Origin of the sequence: Neisseria sp. HMSC058F07, assembly GCF_001810035.1 — a bacterium.
Taxonomy (GTDB): domain Bacteria; phylum Pseudomonadota; class Gammaproteobacteria; order Burkholderiales; family Neisseriaceae; genus Neisseria; species Neisseria perflava.
The window spans coordinates 204634-219597 of sequence record NZ_KV799706.1 but is presented as its reverse complement, the minus strand read 5'-3'; the positions used below and the strand labels follow the sequence as shown (position 1 = coordinate 219597).

The following is a 14964-nucleotide window of genomic DNA, read 5'->3' as shown; positions in this document are numbered from 1 at the left end:
AAAATACGTCAACGGTATGAACGTTGCTGCATATTTGAAATGAGGCAGGCTGTCTTCACGAATCAACTGGTCGGTAATTTCCCGCTTTACGGATTTAATCCCATAGACAAAATCCCTTACCGTCCCTTTATGCACCACCAGCTCCACCGACGGCTCATCCTGTTGCAACAGGCAACGGATTTCTACGTCCATATTGTATTTTTCGGTCAATTCGTTTTTCAATTCCTGCATTGCCGGAAGCGCCGTATTTTTCATAAATTTGATGATATCGACTTCCTGCGTCTGATTCATCATTTGGCCAAGGCGTTCCCTCCAATGATCGCCCGACCAGAAAATACTGCTCGGATTGACGGCGGTTGCAAAATAGTTGGCATCGTTGTTCAGGGCTTTCCACAAAGAAACCATCATAAAAATCATCAACACCGCAAACGGCAGAGACGCAATCAGGGTCATGGTTTGCAAAATAGGCAACCCCCCGGCACCCAGCAACACAATAGCCACAGCCGAAATCAACACACCCCACATAACCGATTGCCACTTGGGCGAAGCCAGCCCTTTATCGCGCGAAGCAATATTGTTTAGCACATAAATGCCCGAGTCGGCAGAAGTGATAAAAAACAGCGCAATCACCAGCAATGCCACCAAGCTGCTGATGACCGGCCACGGCAGATAATTCAAAAAGGCAAACAACAGTTTTTCAGGCTCGTTGGTCAAGGCAGACAACGCGCCGTTTGCCACATGCGTGTCCAGCCACAAGGCCGAATTGCCAAATACAGTAAACCACAAAATACTCATCAGGCTAGGCACTGCCAATACGCCAAAAATAAATTCGCGAATGGTCCTGCCTCGTGAAATTCGGGCAATGAACAAACCGACAAAAGGCGACCACGAACACCACCAAGCCCAATATAACACCGTCCAGCCGGTAAACCATTTTGTATGCTCAGGCTCGTAGGTATATGACTTAAAGCTGAACGAAACGAAGTTACTCAAATAAGTGCCCAAATTGTCGCTGAATGCGAAAATCAAATACGTCGTCGGCATATTAAACAAGACAAACAACAGCAATGACAGTGCCAATACCAAGTTGGTTTCACTCAAAATTTTGACGCCTTTGCCCACGCCCGAAGTTGCGGAAAATATGGCAATCGCCATCACAACAACGATAATGCCGACCTGCAAAACATAGCTGTTGTCCTGCACCCAGCCCATCTTCAACAAACCTGAACCCATTTGTGCCGCGCCAAATCCCAAGGTTGTGATAATACCGAACAAAGTCGCAATCAAAGCCATCACATCAATGGCATCGCCCATTTTGCCGTTGATTTTGTCTTTTAAAATCGGATAAAAGCAGGAGCGCAACGCCAGCGGCAATTTATAGCGGAAACCGAAATACGCCAAGGCAAGCGCAATGATTCCGTAGATTGCCCAGGCATGAATCCCCCAGTGGAATACCGTATGCAGAATCGCCTCTTGCGCATTGCCTTTGGCAATCGGGGAAGAAAAATGCGATAAAGGCTCGGCCACACCAAAAAACATCAAGCCCACGCCCATGCCGGCCGCAAACAGCATGGCCAACCATGATAAAAACGAAAACTCAGGTTCGTCCTCGTTTGTACCCAGCCTGATACTGCCGAAGCTGCTGATGGGAAGCGCCAATAAGAAAATAAGGAATACAGAGAAAGTCAGAATGTAAAACCAACTGACATTTTGAAAGATAAACTGCTTCATTGCATTTAACAAAGCCTCAGTATTTTGAGGCCAAACCAAAGCAGCTGACAAAAGCAAAAGGACGAAGAAAAGCGTAATACCGACCACGCTTGGATTGAAAGAAGATTTGTTTTGAATAAATTGTTTGAATTTCATATCGGTTCCGTAGTTGATACAGCGCATATTTGAAGAACAAACGGGCTGCCGATTGATAAAGAAAGAAACGTTTCCGTATGCCTTCTCAAACTATTACAGAATGAGAGATATTTATTCTAATAATTCTTAAATTATATCACAAAATCAATAAGTTATTAAAATAGATGAAAATTATATTTAAAATCATGATGTTATACAATAATAAAGGCCGTCTGAAACACGATTGTTTCAGACGGCCTTTACATTCAAATCAGTTAATCAGTCTGCTTCCTGATTCAACTGCTTCTTCAGCCTCCTCATCGCCTGTCGGCGGCGTTTCCATCAAATCAGGCAACACCAGCTCACCCAATTCAGTCAGCGGCGGCAATTCTTCCAAACTTTCCAAACGCAAATCGCTTAAAAAAGTTGCCGTTGTCGCCCACAAAGCCGGACGGCCGACAGAATCACGGTGGCCGATGACTTCAATCCAGCCCCTATCCTGCAAGGTTTGCATGACATTTTGCGACACTGCCACGCCGCGTATGCCTTCAATATCGCCACGCGTTACCGGTTGCTGATAGGCAATAATCGCCAGCGTCTCCATCACGGCGCGGGAATAACGCGGCGCGCGCTGCTCTTGCAGGCTGCCCAGTCGCTCAAATGCGGCTTGGGCAATTTGGAAGCGCCAGCCCTCATGGGTATGCACCAGTTGCAAAGCCCTGCCCTGCCAACGGGCCTTCAGTTGCGCCAACACGTCAATCAGCTTGTCTTGCGACAATGGCGGCACGCACAATTCGCGCATGGCTTTTTCGTTTAAGGGTTCGACTTGCGTCAACAGCGCCGCTTCAATCAGCGCATCGGGAGAAAGTTTTTCAGTCATAATAAAATCAATGTTCAGACGGCATGAACAGCAAAAGGCCGTCTGAAAGACAATATGGTCAACGGTTTGTTATGCGCTCAAATGCGCTTTCAGTTTTTCTTCGTCCAAAAACCAATGGCAGATTTCGGTATCGCCATCCAGCAAAACAGGCACCAGCTCATTGTACTTTTCTTCTAAAACCGGATCTTCATCAACATCGACAATATCCAGCTCAAATCCAAACTGCTCCTGATAAGGCTTTAATTGTTCGCGCATTTTGTGGCACAGGCTGCAATACTCCCGAAACATCAAGGTCAGTTTCATGGCGGTTACTCTCGGAGGGACAAAAGCGGCCATTGTATAGCAAAATGCCTCCAAACCATACAGGCATGACAAAGGCCGTCTGAACAGGCGCGAAACGAAATCAAGGATTTCTGTCACGCCTTCAGACGGCCTTTGTGTATATTCTAAAATTAAGACTGAACGTTGATACCGGCAGTCACAGTATTTTGGGCACTGCTTGCAGTCAAAAATGACGCTGCCAATTCGCCGCAACAACCGCAACAAGTCGCCACACCTAATTGAGCCTGCAAATCGCTCATGGTGGTTGCACCGGCGGCGATAGTCTCTTTGATGTCGTGGTCAGTAATGGCGTTGCAGATGCAGACAAACATGATGTGCTCCAATAATTTTGTTACCCTCTGTAATTGAGAGTAGGATTTATTCTTGAACGTAAATATAAATAAAAACGGTTTGCATTGCAATATTGGCACTGTCCTTTTGTTTTGAAATTTTTCTATGTAAATTTGTATTTTGATTGTTATTTTATAAATAATAAACTTTATAACTGTTCAGACGGCCTCAATAACAAAAAGCGGCATCTTCGAGATGCCGCCTTTATTTATGAACGGGAATGGTGTTCATCGACCATGTTTTTCAAACGAATATTGGCAACATGGGTATAAATCTGCGTGGTGTTGATATCGGAATGTCCCAACATCATCTGGACCGAACGCAAATCGACGCCGTGATTGACCAAATGCGTGGCAAAAGCATGGCGCAAACCGTGCGGACTGAGCGAAGCAATACCGGCCGCTTCGGCATATTCTTTGACTATCATCCATGCAAGTTGACGGCTGATGCCGCTGCGTTTCTGGCTGACAAACACTTCGTCGCAGATTTTGTTTTTCAGCAACAACGGGCGCGATTCGTTGCAATAGCGTTCCACCCAATACGCCGCTTCCTGCCCCAGCGGAACCAGACGCAATTTGTCGCCCTTGCCTATGGTACGGATACTGCCGCGATGTAAATCGATATCGCTGAGCGTCAATTTGACGGCTTCGGTCACGCGCAAACCTGTTGCATACATGACTTCAAGCAAGGCTTTGTCGCGCAGCCCGTGCAGCGTTTCCACATCCGGCTCAGCCAGCAGCGCATCGATTTGGGCTTCGGTAATCAGCGTGGGCAGTTTGCGTTCCGATTTCGGCGCCTTGAGAAAACGGGTGGGATTGTCTGCTCTTTGGCCTGTCTCTTCCAACCAGCCGTACATACGCTTGCAAGCCGACAATGCCCGTGCTTGGGACGTGTTTTTTTCTCCCTCCGCATACACAGCATCAGACAGGGCAAATTCATCGGCACTCAACCAATCCTGCCCGCCCTCGGTCAAACGCGCGGCGACTTTGACCAAATCACGGCGGTAACTTTGCAGCGTATTGTAGCTGAGCCGGTCTTGCAGCCAAAGGGATTCAAGCAGCTTGTCTATTAAATCGTCCATACTCATCAAACTGTATTGAAAGGCCGTCTGAACGGCATGACTTTACATCCGTTCAGACGGCCTTAGGTTTTCAAAGCCCTATTAAGAGGCTTGAGAGATTGTATCCAAAACTTCCTGCGCGTGTCCGGCCACTTTGACTTTGCGCCACTCATGGGCGATTTCGCCGTTTTCGTCCAGCACAAACGTGCTGCGCTCGATGCCGAGGGATTCTTTGCCGTAAAGCTTTTTCAGCTTGATCACGTCAAACAGTTTGCAGACGGTTTCTTCTTTGTCGCTCAACAATTCAAACTGGAAGCCTTGTTTGGTGCAGAAATTCTGATGCGATTTGACACCGTCGCGCGAAATGCCGACAACGGTATAGCCCAATGCTTTGAATTGTTCCAATCGGGCATTGAAATCCAAGCCTTCGGTGGTACAGCCGGGCGTGCTGTCTTTAGGATAAAAATAGACAACCAACGGCAAATGTTCGGCGGAGTTAAAATCGCTACCGGAAGAAGATGGGAGTGTGAATTGATATTTTGACATATTATTCCTTTCAGACGGCCTAAACCTAGCCTACGTTTATTTTTCGCTTAAATTCAAATAACTGCGCGTACCTTGAAAATCTTCCAATGTACGCAACAAAAGCTGGAAGTAGTCGTCATTGCCGGCTAAATCCAACTCATCGGCATTGACAGTCAGCAAAGGCGCGCTTTGATACAAATGGAAGAAATGACTGTATTCGTCATGCACCCGTCCCAAATAGCCTTCGGGAAACAAGCTGATAATGCCTTCGTGACGTTTTTGCAGACGTTTGCGGTTGTTTTCGACAGCGGTTTGCAGATAAATCACCACATCGGGCTCCGCGTATTGCGGCAGAATGCGTTGCTTCATATCGGCAAAAAGCTGCTGCTCGTCATCATTCAAAACGATGGGCGTAAAAATACGGTCTTTTTCCGGCAAAAAATCAGCCACAACCATTCCGCCTTGCGCGCATTGGTCTTCAATAATATTCACGCTTTCAGCGCGGCGCATCAGGAAGAAAAGTTCGGCAGCCAAGCCATTATTGGAAACATTGCTGTAAAACTTCATGAGAAACGGATTGTGATCTGGATTCTCCGACAACAGCAACGCGCTGAAATGCTCTGCCAAGCGGCGGCTCAAAGCGGTCTTGCCGCTACCGATGGCGCCTTCGACAACAATATAACGAGGATTCATAGTAACTCTTTTTAATGTGTCTCCCAACAATATTTTATAGCAAAAAAGGCGTGTCCAACACGCCCTTTCTTGTTTTCGTCCGTTTTTTCAGACGGCCTTTATTCTTTCAACAGGTGAATACCCTGCTCACCCAAAGCCTGAGCCAAATCAGCCGCACGTCCATGCTCGCCCAACTCGAAATCCGGAAGGATTTCGGCCAACGGCAACATAACGAAACTGCGCCCATGCGCGCGCGGATGCGGCAAGGTCAGATGCGGGTCATCGCTGCGGATACCGTCAAAATCGATAATGTCCAAATCCAAGGTGCGCGGCGCATTGCGGAAGGTACGTTCGCGCCCAAATTCGGCCTCGATGCGGTTTAACTCTGCCAACAGCGCTACGCCATCCAATGATGTTTTCACGGTACAAACGGCGTTCACAAAATCGGGCTGATCGTCATAGCCGACCGGCGCAGTCAAATACAGGGAAGATGTTTTTTCGAGCCGAACATGAGGATGCGCGGCCAATTCGGCCAAAGCGGCGCGAATCTGTTCGGCAGGATTGGCGAGATTGCTGCCCAAAGCGACAACGGCAAAATGCGGATACATTTCAGACGGCCTCTTTTAAAACGGCAGCGTTTTGGTTTTGGCAAGGAAAACAATCGTGGCAACACACGACATGGCCAAAACGTAGACGATATAGAATTTCGGCGAACGCGGACGCGAACGCATCATAATCATGCCCAACACAATATAAACCAGCAACAGCAGGATTTTCATACCGAGCCACGGCGCATTGAACGGCGAAAAATGAGTAATCTTCATCAGCCACAAGCCGGTAAACAGCAACATGGTGTCGTTCAAATGCGGCATGGCTTTCCAAATGCCTGCCAACGGTTTCTCAGGATGACGCCAGAGCAGGAAAAAACGGATGTTGAACAACAGGATGGTAATGGCAACGAAAATCTGATGGCTGTATTTTACAAACAGATATTGCATGGCAGTTTCTTATGTTGAGGGTTGAAAAACAAAGCAGCTATTTTACCGCAAACATCTATTTCTGACGCAACTTTTCAATCGCCAGCAGATAGGGAGGCGCATTGCGGCGGTTGACAAAGCCATAGCGTAACACGGCAAAGGCTTCCTGCGGCAAAGTTTCCGTCCATTGCACAATCGCTTCAGCCTCTATTCGGCCGGCTTCATGTCCAGGATACAATACCGCCACGGCAAGCCCGCCCTCTTTCAGCAAACCCAAAGTATCCGTCAGCGCACGGATACTGCTTGCTGCTTCAGTTGTACAGCTTTTATCGCCTCCCGGCAGCCAACCGAAATTAAATACTGCGGCATCTAAAGGCTCGTCGATATAAGACAAAAGGTTTTCATGGCCGTCATGTATCAGGGCTACCCGACCATCTACGCCGTTTTCTTTCAGACGGCCTTGAGTCTGCGCCAGTGCCTTGAGTTGCACATCAAATGCCCACACCCTACCCGTCTCGCCAACCGACTGCGCCAACAGCAAAGTATCATGCCCGTTTCCGGCCGTCGCATCCAAAGCGCGGCCGCCTGCTTTTAAGGCTTGCTGTAACAGGGAGTGGGCAAAGGGAAGAATGTTCTCAAGCAGCATGATAAAGGTCGTCTGAAAATAAAAATACCCTACCGCAAAAGCGGTAAGGTATTGAAAAACAGGAATGCGTTACATCATTTATTCGGCAGGTTGTTGCACAGTCTCAACTTGAACCGGAGCAGCTGCGGCAGCGGCTTGAGGTTGTTTGTTTTCGTGTTGCAGGCTGACTGCGCGTGCAGGAACGATTGTTGAGATAGCGTGTTTGTAAACCATTTGAGTGACGGAAGTATTACGCAGCAGAACAACGTACTGGTCGAATGATTCCACTTGGCCTTGCAGCTTGATGCCGTTTACCAAGTAGATCGAAACCGGAACGTGCTCTTTACGCAACGCATTCAAAAAAGGATCTTGTAACATTTGTCCTTTAGCTGTCATATTCTTGAGCTCCATTATTATGATTGTAAAGACGCCAAAATCGGCGTTTGATGGGATTGTAGCCCCGAATAGGATAAATTACCAACTATTTTTTTCTATCACACCATTTAGGAATCCAGCAATAAGGGAACTTCACGTCAAACCGACTGTTTCATTTCCATATTCACAACAATCCCAAATCCAAATTGGATGTTTTTTAAAATTCGGCAAATCCTATCGAAAATATGCCATGAAGCTCTAACGAGCTGTTTTTCATTAAAAAAAGGCCGTCTGAAATTGTTCAGACGGCCTTTATGCTTATTTGCTGAATTGTTTTTTCACGCTGACTTTGGTTTTCTTCTTGAAGCGGTTTTTCTCTTCCTTGCGGCCTTCGCGTTTCTCAATACGGTTGCTCAAGCTGACACGGCGCAGCGGTTTTTTCTTCGGTTTGTCTTCCGCATTTTCATACGGGTTTTCCGAAACATTGTATTGAATTCTGAGCGGCGTACCTTGCAGATTGAAGGCTTTGCGGAACGTTTGGGTCAAATAGCGCGTATAGCTGTCAGAAATGGCGTGTAGCGAATTACCGTGTACCACAATCACCGGCGGATTCATGCCGCCTTGGTGGGCATAACGCATTTTCGGACGCACCAAGCCAGCACGCGGCGGCTGTTGACGCTCGATAGCGCTTTGCAATACGCGCGTGATTTTTGGCGTCGGCATCTTAATCATCGCCGCATTGTAGGCAGCCTGAATGCTTTCAAACAAACCGTCTATACCGCGTTCTTTCAATGCAGAAATAAAGTGGAACTTAGCAAAATCAAGGAAATACAGTTTGCGGTTGATATCGCGTTTCACTTGCTCACGGCGCTCTTCGCTGATGCCGTCCCATTTATTGACCGCTACGACCAAGGCACGGCCTGCTTCCAAAACGAAACCTGCAATCGTCGCATCTTGATCGGCGATATCTTGTTGCGCGTCCAATACCAAAACGGCAACGTTTGCCGCTTCAACCGCCTGCATAGCTTTGATAACGGAGAACTTTTCCACCGCTTCATCCACTTTGCCGCGACGGCGCACACCTGCGGTATCGATGATGGTAAACGGTTTGCCTTCGCGCTCAAAATCAATGTGGATGCTGTCGCGCGTCGTACCTGCCATATCGAAGGCAATCACGCGCTCTTCGCCGAGAATGGCGTTTACCAAGGTCGATTTGCCGACATTTGGACGGCCGATTACAGCAAAAACAGGATGTTTCGCTTCTTCCTCTTCCTTTTCAGGCTCAGGGAAGGTTTCCAAAATATCTTCAATCAGATAATACACACCATCGCCATGCGCACCTGAAATAACATAAGGGTCACCCAAAGCAAGTTCGTAGAACTCAGCGGCAAGTACAGCCCTATTGCCGCCCTCGCCTTTATTCACAGCCAAATAAACAGGACGCGGACTTTGGCGCAAACGGTCGGCAATAATTTTATCTTGCGGCGTCAAACCGGTACGGCCGTCCACTAAAAACACCACTGCATCGGCCTCATCGACAGCCTGCAAGGTTTGTTTTGCCATTTCGTGCAAAATGCCGCTATCGACAACCGGCTCAAAACCGCCGGTATCGATGACCAAATAAGGTTTGCTGCCGACTTTGCCATGACCGTAATGGCGGTCACGCGTCAGGCCGGGCAAGTCATGCACAAGCGCGTCTTTGGTGCGCGTCAAACGGTTGAATAAGGTAGATTTGCCGACATTGGGGCGGCCGACAAGCGCGATGGTTGGTTTCATGTGGAGTCTTTCTGTGTCAAGTGCCGCCTAAAAACGGGAGCGGAACACAAGCAGGTGTTTTAAAAACACGGTTGATAAGGATAAGTGTAGGCCGTCTGAAAAGTCATTGCAACTTCAGACGGCCTTGATTTCAAACAAACTTATTTCAAGCTGTCGATTTTCATTTGCAGCAATTCGCGGCCTACTGCGGTTTGCGGCATTTTGCTCAAAGCAGCTTCGTAACTTTGTACGGCTTCTTTGGTTTTATTTTGGGCAACGTAAACATCGCCTTTGGTTTCCAGCATCAAAGGCTCGAAGTCAGCCTCAACCTGAGTATTCAGGGCATTGATGGCGGCATCGTATTTTTTCTGCTGCAACAGGACAACGCCCAAACGCTGCGCTGCCAAAGCTTGAACCAGCGGTGCATTTTGGTTTTTCAGCACCCAATTCAAATGACCTTCCGCTACATCATAACGGCCGGCATCGAACTCAGTCGCCGCCACCATCAACGTAGCTTGGGCTGTCGAAATAGAATCAGGATAGTTTTTTTGCAATTCGGCCAAATCGGCGTTGATGGCTTTAGGGTCGGTTTTTTGCTGCGCCTTTTCCACCATTTGCGCCAATACGGCGGCGGCTTCCTGATCTTTTGAAGCTTTTTGGCCTTGGTAAATGGTGTAACCCAAATACCCCAAAGCCGCCACGATCAGCAAGGCAAAGATCCAACGGCCAGTGCGTTTCCAAAAATATTTAAAGTTGTCTAACTCTTGTTGTTCTTCCAAATGGGCTGCCATTTATGCGTTCTTCCATTGTTGAAAAGTGTCTGTCAAATCAGCGGCGGCAACGGTTTGTTGTTCGTGTTTGCCCTGCATATCTTTCAGGGTAACCGTACCGTTTGCCAGCTCATCCTGAGCCACAATCAGGGCAAAGCGTGCGCCACTGTTGTCTGCTTTTTTCATTTGCGCCTTCAGGCTTTGATAGCCGGAATGCTGCATCACATTGAAACCTTGAGCACGTAGAGCTTGCGCGTATTTCATCACCTGCAAGTCCGCACCTTCGCCTTGGTGCATTGCATAGACATCAGGCGCAGCGTTCACTTCCAGAGAGCCATATTCGCTCACCAAAAGCAGCAGGCGCTCAATACCCATTGCAAAGCCGATAGACGGCGCAGGTTTGCCGCCAAGCTCTTCAATCAAACCATCGTAACGGCCGCCACCGCACACAGTCGCTTGCGCGCCGAGTTTGTCGGTCGTCCACTCAAAAACCGTCTGATTGTAATAATCCAAACCACGGACCAAGCGCGGATTTTCAATATATTGGATACCCAAACCGTCCAACATCGCCTTGAAGCGTGCATAGTGGTTTTGCGAAGCCTCGCCCAAGTAATCCACCAAACGCGGCGCCGCATTGCAGATTTCCTGCAAATCAGGGTTTTTCGTATCCAAAACGCGCAAAGGATTGGTTTTCAGACGGCGTTTGCTGTCTTCATCTAGTTGCGCTTCATAGCGGGTCAAATATTCAACCAATGCCGCACGGTGTGCCGCGCGTTCCTCACGGTTGCCCAAACTGTTGATTTCCAAAGTCAGGTATTCGCGAATACCCAATTTTTCCCACAAGTCGGCAGACATCGCGATAATTTCCGCATCAATATCCGGCCCTTCAAAACCCAAAGCCTCGATACCAACCTGATGGAACTGACGATAACGGCCTTTTTGCGGACGCTCGCGGCGGAACATCGGCCCCATATACCACAGCTTTTGCGGGCTGTTGTAGAGAAGATTGTGTTCAACCACAGCACGCAGACAAGAAGCCGTACCTTCAGGACGCAAGCTCAAACTCAAAGAATCGTTTGAATCGGAGAAGGTGTACATTTCCTTGCCGACCACATCGGTTTCCTCGCCGATGGAGCGGACAAACAAACCGGTTTGCTCGACAATCGGCGTACGGATTTGCTGATAGCCGTAAGCGCGTGTCCAACGGCCGACCGTATCTTCAAACGCCTGCCAAAACGCAGCCGTCAGTTTGAAATCTTTTTGTTCGACAGGTAAAAGGTCGTTCATACCTTTTACAGATTGAATTTTTTGTGCCATTTCAATATGGGATAAGCGAAAATCAAATAGTTGGGCATTATAGCTGATTTTTAAGGGTTTGTGAGGTTGGAAACAAATCAAAAGGCCGTCTGAAAATTGGTTTTCGCATTCAGACGGCCTGTAAAGCAGATTACAGAATCATATTCAATGATTCCAACACTTCCCCTGCTTTTCAACTTAAATTTCTTAGAGACATATTCAATATAGATTCAATGCCGTTATACTTGGATTCTTTTCATCCCGTCCATATGCACATCATAAAAACACTGCACTCTCTTTTTGTTATCGGCTTGTTAACTACTATCTTCCCCTCACAAGCGACGGCTGCAAATAACGCCACAAACAATCAAACGAAAATAGATTTAGTCAAAAAGGTTTATCTGTCTAAAGTGGATTTAGGCTCTGAACATAATCGTGTTACTACGCCTGAACTACAAAAAATCATCCGACAATTCAATAAATTCGACACAAATATCCGTAAGCAACCCGATATGGAGATGGGATGTGACATGCCGATACATTACTACTTAGGCTTTGGTCAAGATCATCCTGATAACTTCCATAAAACCTTGCAAGTCAAAGTCACTTCTCCCCATACCGTCCGGGCAACATTTAAACAATTTGACGGCCATAGGGTCGGTGCAGATTTCACGTTGAAATGTACAGAAAACCGTTGTTTGATAGATGATTTTAAGATGATTGGCGATCAAACCGGCATCAAAACCGATTACAAACTTGTTTTGCGCAAACAAAAATGTGAGTGAGCCGACAAAACAAAAGGGCTGCCCAAACAAATGGAGCAGCCCTTTGATTTTGAAATCAAGGTCGTGAAGGATGCGGATTTAAGCGGACAGGCGGCAAATTAGGTTTTCCGTATTGGGAAACAGCTTGTCTGCCTGAAGCCACTTTCCCTGACTGCATGACGCCGCTATCGTTGCGTATTGGATGTGCGGCATACTCATCTTGATTTAATTGTGAACCTTCTTCATTGACTTCATGCTCTGCCACAAGTTCATACTCATTATCGTATGCCTTACTCTTGCCAAGCCGAACTTCCCCTCCCGCCATAGCGGATACGGAAAACGCGGATAACATGATGATTATGCCGATTTTTCTCTGCATAATATTCTCCTTTTCTCAAATATTGCTTCTTTATCATTTCTTTAATTTATGCCACAAAAGCAAGTTCAAACAAAACCAGTTTCTTTGGTCGGTTGAAGAATCTATTTAAGCACAAAACCGGCATCACTACATATCCGTTATTAGAAGTTTATTTTCCATATAAACAAGGCCGTCTGAAAAAATCCTAAAAAACGAGTACAATCCGCCGCATGAAAAAACGTACTAGTCCCCTACCCCTTTTAGACGGTGTCAAACCCAGCTACTTAGTTTTGCCACATAAAAAGCAATTTTACGGCTTGCCTCTGCTGCATTTTTTATGCGCTCATTTTCCCTTTGTCGGCGAAGAAAACTGGCGACGGCGGCTGAACAGCGGTTTTGTGGTGGGTTCGGATAGCGTGCCGTTTGATGAGAATACCTTGTTCGAACCCGGCAAAACGATGTTTTATTACCGTGAAACCAGCCGTGAGAGCGAGCCGCGTATTCCGTTTGATGAAAAGATTTTACATATTGATGAGCATTTGCTTGTGGTGGACAAACCGCATTTTCTGCCTGTCATCCCCAGCGGCAGATTTTTGCGGGAAACCCTGCTCACGCGCCTGCGTTTGCGGCCTGAATTGCAACATTTGAATGTTGAAGACATTACGCCGATTCATCGTTTGGACAAAGATACGGCAGGCGTTATGCTGCTTTCGCTCAACCCTGCCACGCGTCGCGATTATCAGACCATGTTCCAAGAAAAAACCGTCCGAAAAACCTATGAAGCGGTGGCACCGACGCGGACGGATTTGGACTATCCGCTGCATATTTCGTCACGAATGGAACGCGGCGAAAAATTCTTCCTCACGCGTGAAACGGAAGGCGAATCCAACGCCCACACGACCATCGAACTTATAGAAAACCGCGGCGCATTCAGCCTCTACCGCCTCACGCCGCATACCGGGAAGAAACACCAGCTGCGCGTGCATATGATGAGTTTGAACATGCCGTTGATGAACGATGCGCTTTACCCTACTCCATTGGCGGCCGGCGAGGAAGACTACGACAAACCTTTAAAACTTCTGGCCAAAAGAATAGAGTTCACCGATCCTGTCAGCGGAGAAATCCGCGTATTTGAAAGCCGCTTTACGCTTTAAGTTATCCAATCCAATAAAAAAGGCCGTCTGAAATTGTTCAGACGGCCTTTTTGTCACGAAATCATTTGATTAGTGATGAATGCAGCTGCACTCTTTGTTCATATCAATCACCATACGGCCGGTAATTTTACCTTCGCGCATTTCTTGGAAGATGGCAGGCGCTTCATCCAAAGCACGCAATTCGACTTTAGGCACAACCAAGCCTTCTGCGCCGAATTGGAATGCTTCTTCCAAATCTTTGCGGGTACCAACCAGAGAGCCGACCACTTCGATGCCGTCCAATACCAAACGTGGGATAGACAAGTCCATAGACTCAGGCGGCAAGCCAACTGCAACAACACGACCGCCTGCGCGGACGCAGTTAACGCCTGAGTTGAAGGCAGCAGCGGATACGGCTGTTACAACAGCTGCGTGTGCGCCGCCGGTTTTCTCTTGGATGACTTGAGCCGCATCTTCTTTGGCGGCATTGATTACTAAATCCGCACCGGTTTCTTTGGCAAAAGCCAGTTTTTCATCGTTGACGTCAACGGCAACAACGTGCGCGCCAAATACTTTTTTCGCGTATTGAACCGCCAAGTTGCCCAAACCGCCTGCGCCGTAAATTGCAATCCATTGGCCCGGACGGACGCCGGAAACTTTAATGGCTTTATAAGTGGTTACACCGGCACAAGTAATGCTGGAAGCTTGCGCAGGATCCAAGCCTTCAGGAACTTTGACCGCATAATCGGCACTCACGATACAGTGGGTCGCCATACCGCCGTCGGCAGTATAACCTGCGTTCAATACGGAGCGGCACAAGGTTTCGCGGCCGGTATTACAGTATTCGCAAGAACCGCAGCTTTGGAACAGCCATGCGATGCTGACACGATCGCCGACTTTCAGATTTTTCACACCGTCAGCAACTTCTTTAACCAAACCGATGCCTTCGTGTCCCAACACGCGACCCGGTTTGTCGCCGTAATCGCCTGCTGCAACGTGCAAGTCGGTGTGGCACACGCCGCAATACTCGACTTCTACCAACGCCTCGCCGTATTCCAGCGGACGCAGTTCGCGTTCAACAACTTCTACATCACCTGCTACATCTTTATTTACTACCACAGCATGCATTTTCATGAGAGAGTCTCCTAGGGTGTTGAAAAACTGTTTAGCTATAAATGAGAATACTCCCCATGTTCGAAACCGTCAACCCATAATCTTTTTCAAAACAACGAGTTATGATGTTATACCATAACAAAT

At 47.6% G+C, this 14964-nt stretch carries 18 protein-coding genes; 2 read left to right on the top strand and 16 right to left on the bottom strand.

The features are described from left to right. The 14 genes from HMPREF2696_RS09095 to hisS form a co-directional block, all read right to left on the bottom strand. The coding region (locus HMPREF2696_RS09095; RefSeq protein WP_249967843.1) for a BCCT family transporter at positions 1 to 1866 on the bottom strand (1866 nt) is incomplete at its 3' end. A gap of 250 nt (positions 1867 to 2116) precedes the next feature. Then, positions 2117 to 2725: an SMC-Scp complex subunit ScpB gene (locus HMPREF2696_RS09090; RefSeq protein ID WP_004519443.1), complete on the bottom strand. Its 609-nt coding sequence runs from the start codon at positions 2723 to 2725 to the stop codon at positions 2117 to 2119. Positions 2726 to 2794: 69 nt separating this feature from the next. Continuing rightward, complete coding sequence (locus HMPREF2696_RS09085; protein WP_036472354.1) at positions 2795 to 3028, bottom strand: glutaredoxin family protein; 234 nt, start codon at positions 3026 to 3028, stop codon at positions 2795 to 2797. Between the two features lie 149 nt (positions 3029 to 3177). After that, positions 3178 to 3378: a (2Fe-2S)-binding protein gene (locus tag HMPREF2696_RS09080; protein WP_003681978.1), complete on the bottom strand. Its 201-nt coding sequence runs from the start codon at positions 3376 to 3378 to the stop codon at positions 3178 to 3180. Positions 3379 to 3605: 227 nt separating this feature from the next. Continuing rightward, positions 3606 to 4484: a site-specific tyrosine recombinase XerD gene (gene xerD, locus HMPREF2696_RS09075; RefSeq protein WP_004519441.1), complete on the bottom strand. Its 879-nt coding sequence runs from the start codon at positions 4482 to 4484 to the stop codon at positions 3606 to 3608. A 75-nt stretch (positions 4485 to 4559) separates the two neighbouring features. Beyond that, entirely contained in the window at positions 4560 to 5003 is a 444-nt protein-coding gene (locus HMPREF2696_RS09070; protein ID WP_004519440.1) for a peroxiredoxin, read from the bottom strand. A gap of 36 nt (positions 5004 to 5039) precedes the next feature. After that, complete coding sequence (locus tag HMPREF2696_RS09065; RefSeq protein WP_004519439.1) at positions 5040 to 5675, bottom strand: deoxynucleoside kinase; 636 nt, start codon at positions 5673 to 5675, stop codon at positions 5040 to 5042. Between the two features lie 98 nt (positions 5676 to 5773). Next, entirely contained in the window at positions 5774 to 6262 is a 489-nt protein-coding gene (gene folK, locus HMPREF2696_RS09060) for a 2-amino-4-hydroxy-6-hydroxymethyldihydropteridine diphosphokinase (RefSeq protein WP_004519438.1), read from the bottom strand. A gap of 15 nt (positions 6263 to 6277) precedes the next feature. Then, positions 6278 to 6652, bottom strand: coding sequence for a SirB2 family protein (locus tag HMPREF2696_RS09055; protein WP_003681989.1), 375 nt, complete (start codon positions 6650 to 6652; stop codon positions 6278 to 6280). Between the two features lie 55 nt (positions 6653 to 6707). Continuing rightward, positions 6708 to 7277, bottom strand: coding sequence for a tRNA 5-(aminomethyl)-2-thiouridylate-methyltransferase MnmM (locus HMPREF2696_RS09050; RefSeq protein WP_004519437.1), 570 nt, complete (start codon positions 7275 to 7277; stop codon positions 6708 to 6710). Between the two features lie 78 nt (positions 7278 to 7355). Then, positions 7356 to 7652, bottom strand: coding sequence for an RNA chaperone Hfq (gene hfq, locus HMPREF2696_RS09045; protein WP_036493792.1), 297 nt, complete (start codon positions 7650 to 7652; stop codon positions 7356 to 7358). Positions 7653 to 7949: 297 nt separating this feature from the next. Beyond that, positions 7950 to 9407, bottom strand: coding sequence for a ribosome biogenesis GTPase Der (gene der, locus HMPREF2696_RS09040; RefSeq protein WP_004519434.1), 1458 nt, complete (start codon positions 9405 to 9407; stop codon positions 7950 to 7952). A 140-nt stretch (positions 9408 to 9547) separates the two neighbouring features. Beyond that, complete coding sequence (locus HMPREF2696_RS09035; protein ID WP_004519433.1) at positions 9548 to 10177, bottom strand: YfgM family protein; 630 nt, start codon at positions 10175 to 10177, stop codon at positions 9548 to 9550. Then, on the bottom strand, positions 10178 to 11473 hold the full coding sequence (hisS, locus tag HMPREF2696_RS09030) for a histidine--tRNA ligase (RefSeq protein WP_004519432.1): 1296 nt from the start codon (positions 11471 to 11473) through the stop codon (positions 10178 to 10180). Between the two features lie 248 nt (positions 11474 to 11721). Between hisS and HMPREF2696_RS09025 the strand changes: the two genes are divergently transcribed. Then, on the top strand, positions 11722 to 12237 hold the full coding sequence (locus HMPREF2696_RS09025; RefSeq protein ID WP_004519431.1) for a hypothetical protein: 516 nt from the start codon (positions 11722 to 11724) through the stop codon (positions 12235 to 12237). Positions 12238 to 12292: 55 nt separating this feature from the next. On the opposite strand, the gene HMPREF2696_RS09020 is transcribed toward HMPREF2696_RS09025, so the two are convergent. Next, positions 12293 to 12595, bottom strand: coding sequence for a hypothetical protein (locus HMPREF2696_RS09020; protein ID WP_004519429.1), 303 nt, complete (start codon positions 12593 to 12595; stop codon positions 12293 to 12295). Between the two features lie 209 nt (positions 12596 to 12804). Between HMPREF2696_RS09020 and HMPREF2696_RS09015 the strand changes: the two genes are divergently transcribed. Next, positions 12805 to 13728, top strand: coding sequence for a pseudouridine synthase (locus HMPREF2696_RS09015; protein ID WP_070588344.1), 924 nt, complete (start codon positions 12805 to 12807; stop codon positions 13726 to 13728). A 69-nt stretch (positions 13729 to 13797) separates the two neighbouring features. Here the strand turns inward: HMPREF2696_RS09015 and adhP are convergent, their stop codons facing one another. Continuing rightward, complete coding sequence (gene adhP, locus HMPREF2696_RS09010; protein ID WP_079453675.1) at positions 13798 to 14841, bottom strand: alcohol dehydrogenase AdhP; 1044 nt, start codon at positions 14839 to 14841, stop codon at positions 13798 to 13800. Positions 14842 to 14964: the final 123 nt, after the last annotated feature.

Excerpts from the sequence above, each read along its gene's own strand:
- xerD (WP_004519441.1), bottom strand. The coding sequence starts at position 4,484 with ATGAGTATGGACGATTTAATAGACAAGCTGCTTGAATCCCTTTGGCTG.
- hfq (WP_036493792.1), bottom strand. The coding sequence starts at position 7,652 with ATGACAGCTAAAGGACAAATGTTACAAGATCCTTTTTTGAATGCGTTG.
- HMPREF2696_RS09025 (WP_004519431.1), top strand. The coding sequence starts at position 11,722 with ATGCACATCATAAAAACACTGCACTCTCTTTTTGTTATCGGCTTGTTA.
- adhP (WP_079453675.1), bottom strand. The coding sequence starts at position 14,841 with ATGAAAATGCATGCTGTGGTAGTAAATAAAGATGTAGCAGGTGATGTA.
- HMPREF2696_RS09015 (WP_070588344.1), top strand. The coding sequence starts at position 12,805 with ATGAAAAAACGTACTAGTCCCCTACCCCTTTTAGACGGTGTCAAACCC.
- HMPREF2696_RS09020 (WP_004519429.1), bottom strand. The coding sequence starts at position 12,595 with ATGCAGAGAAAAATCGGCATAATCATCATGTTATCCGCGTTTTCCGTA.
- HMPREF2696_RS09080 (WP_003681978.1), bottom strand. The coding sequence starts at position 3,378 with ATGTTTGTCTGCATCTGCAACGCCATTACTGACCACGACATCAAAGAG.
- HMPREF2696_RS09070 (WP_004519440.1), bottom strand. The coding sequence starts at position 5,003 with ATGTCAAAATATCAATTCACACTCCCATCTTCTTCCGGTAGCGATTTT.
- der (WP_004519434.1), bottom strand. The coding sequence starts at position 9,407 with ATGAAACCAACCATCGCGCTTGTCGGCCGCCCCAATGTCGGCAAATCT.
- folK (WP_004519438.1), bottom strand. The coding sequence starts at position 6,262 with ATGTATCCGCATTTTGCCGTTGTCGCTTTGGGCAGCAATCTCGCCAAT.
- HMPREF2696_RS09055 (WP_003681989.1), bottom strand. The coding sequence starts at position 6,652 with ATGCAATATCTGTTTGTAAAATACAGCCATCAGATTTTCGTTGCCATT.
- HMPREF2696_RS09085 (WP_036472354.1), bottom strand. The coding sequence starts at position 3,028 with ATGAAACTGACCTTGATGTTTCGGGAGTATTGCAGCCTGTGCCACAAA.
- HMPREF2696_RS09035 (WP_004519433.1), bottom strand. The coding sequence starts at position 10,177 with ATGGCAGCCCATTTGGAAGAACAACAAGAGTTAGACAACTTTAAATAT.
- hisS (WP_004519432.1), bottom strand. The coding sequence starts at position 11,473 with ATGGCACAAAAAATTCAATCTGTAAAAGGTATGAACGACCTTTTACCT.
- HMPREF2696_RS09065 (WP_004519439.1), bottom strand. The coding sequence starts at position 5,675 with ATGAATCCTCGTTATATTGTTGTCGAAGGCGCCATCGGTAGCGGCAAG.
- HMPREF2696_RS09090 (WP_004519443.1), bottom strand. The coding sequence starts at position 2,725 with ATGACTGAAAAACTTTCTCCCGATGCGCTGATTGAAGCGGCGCTGTTG.
- HMPREF2696_RS09050 (WP_004519437.1), bottom strand. The coding sequence starts at position 7,277 with ATGCTGCTTGAGAACATTCTTCCCTTTGCCCACTCCCTGTTACAGCAA.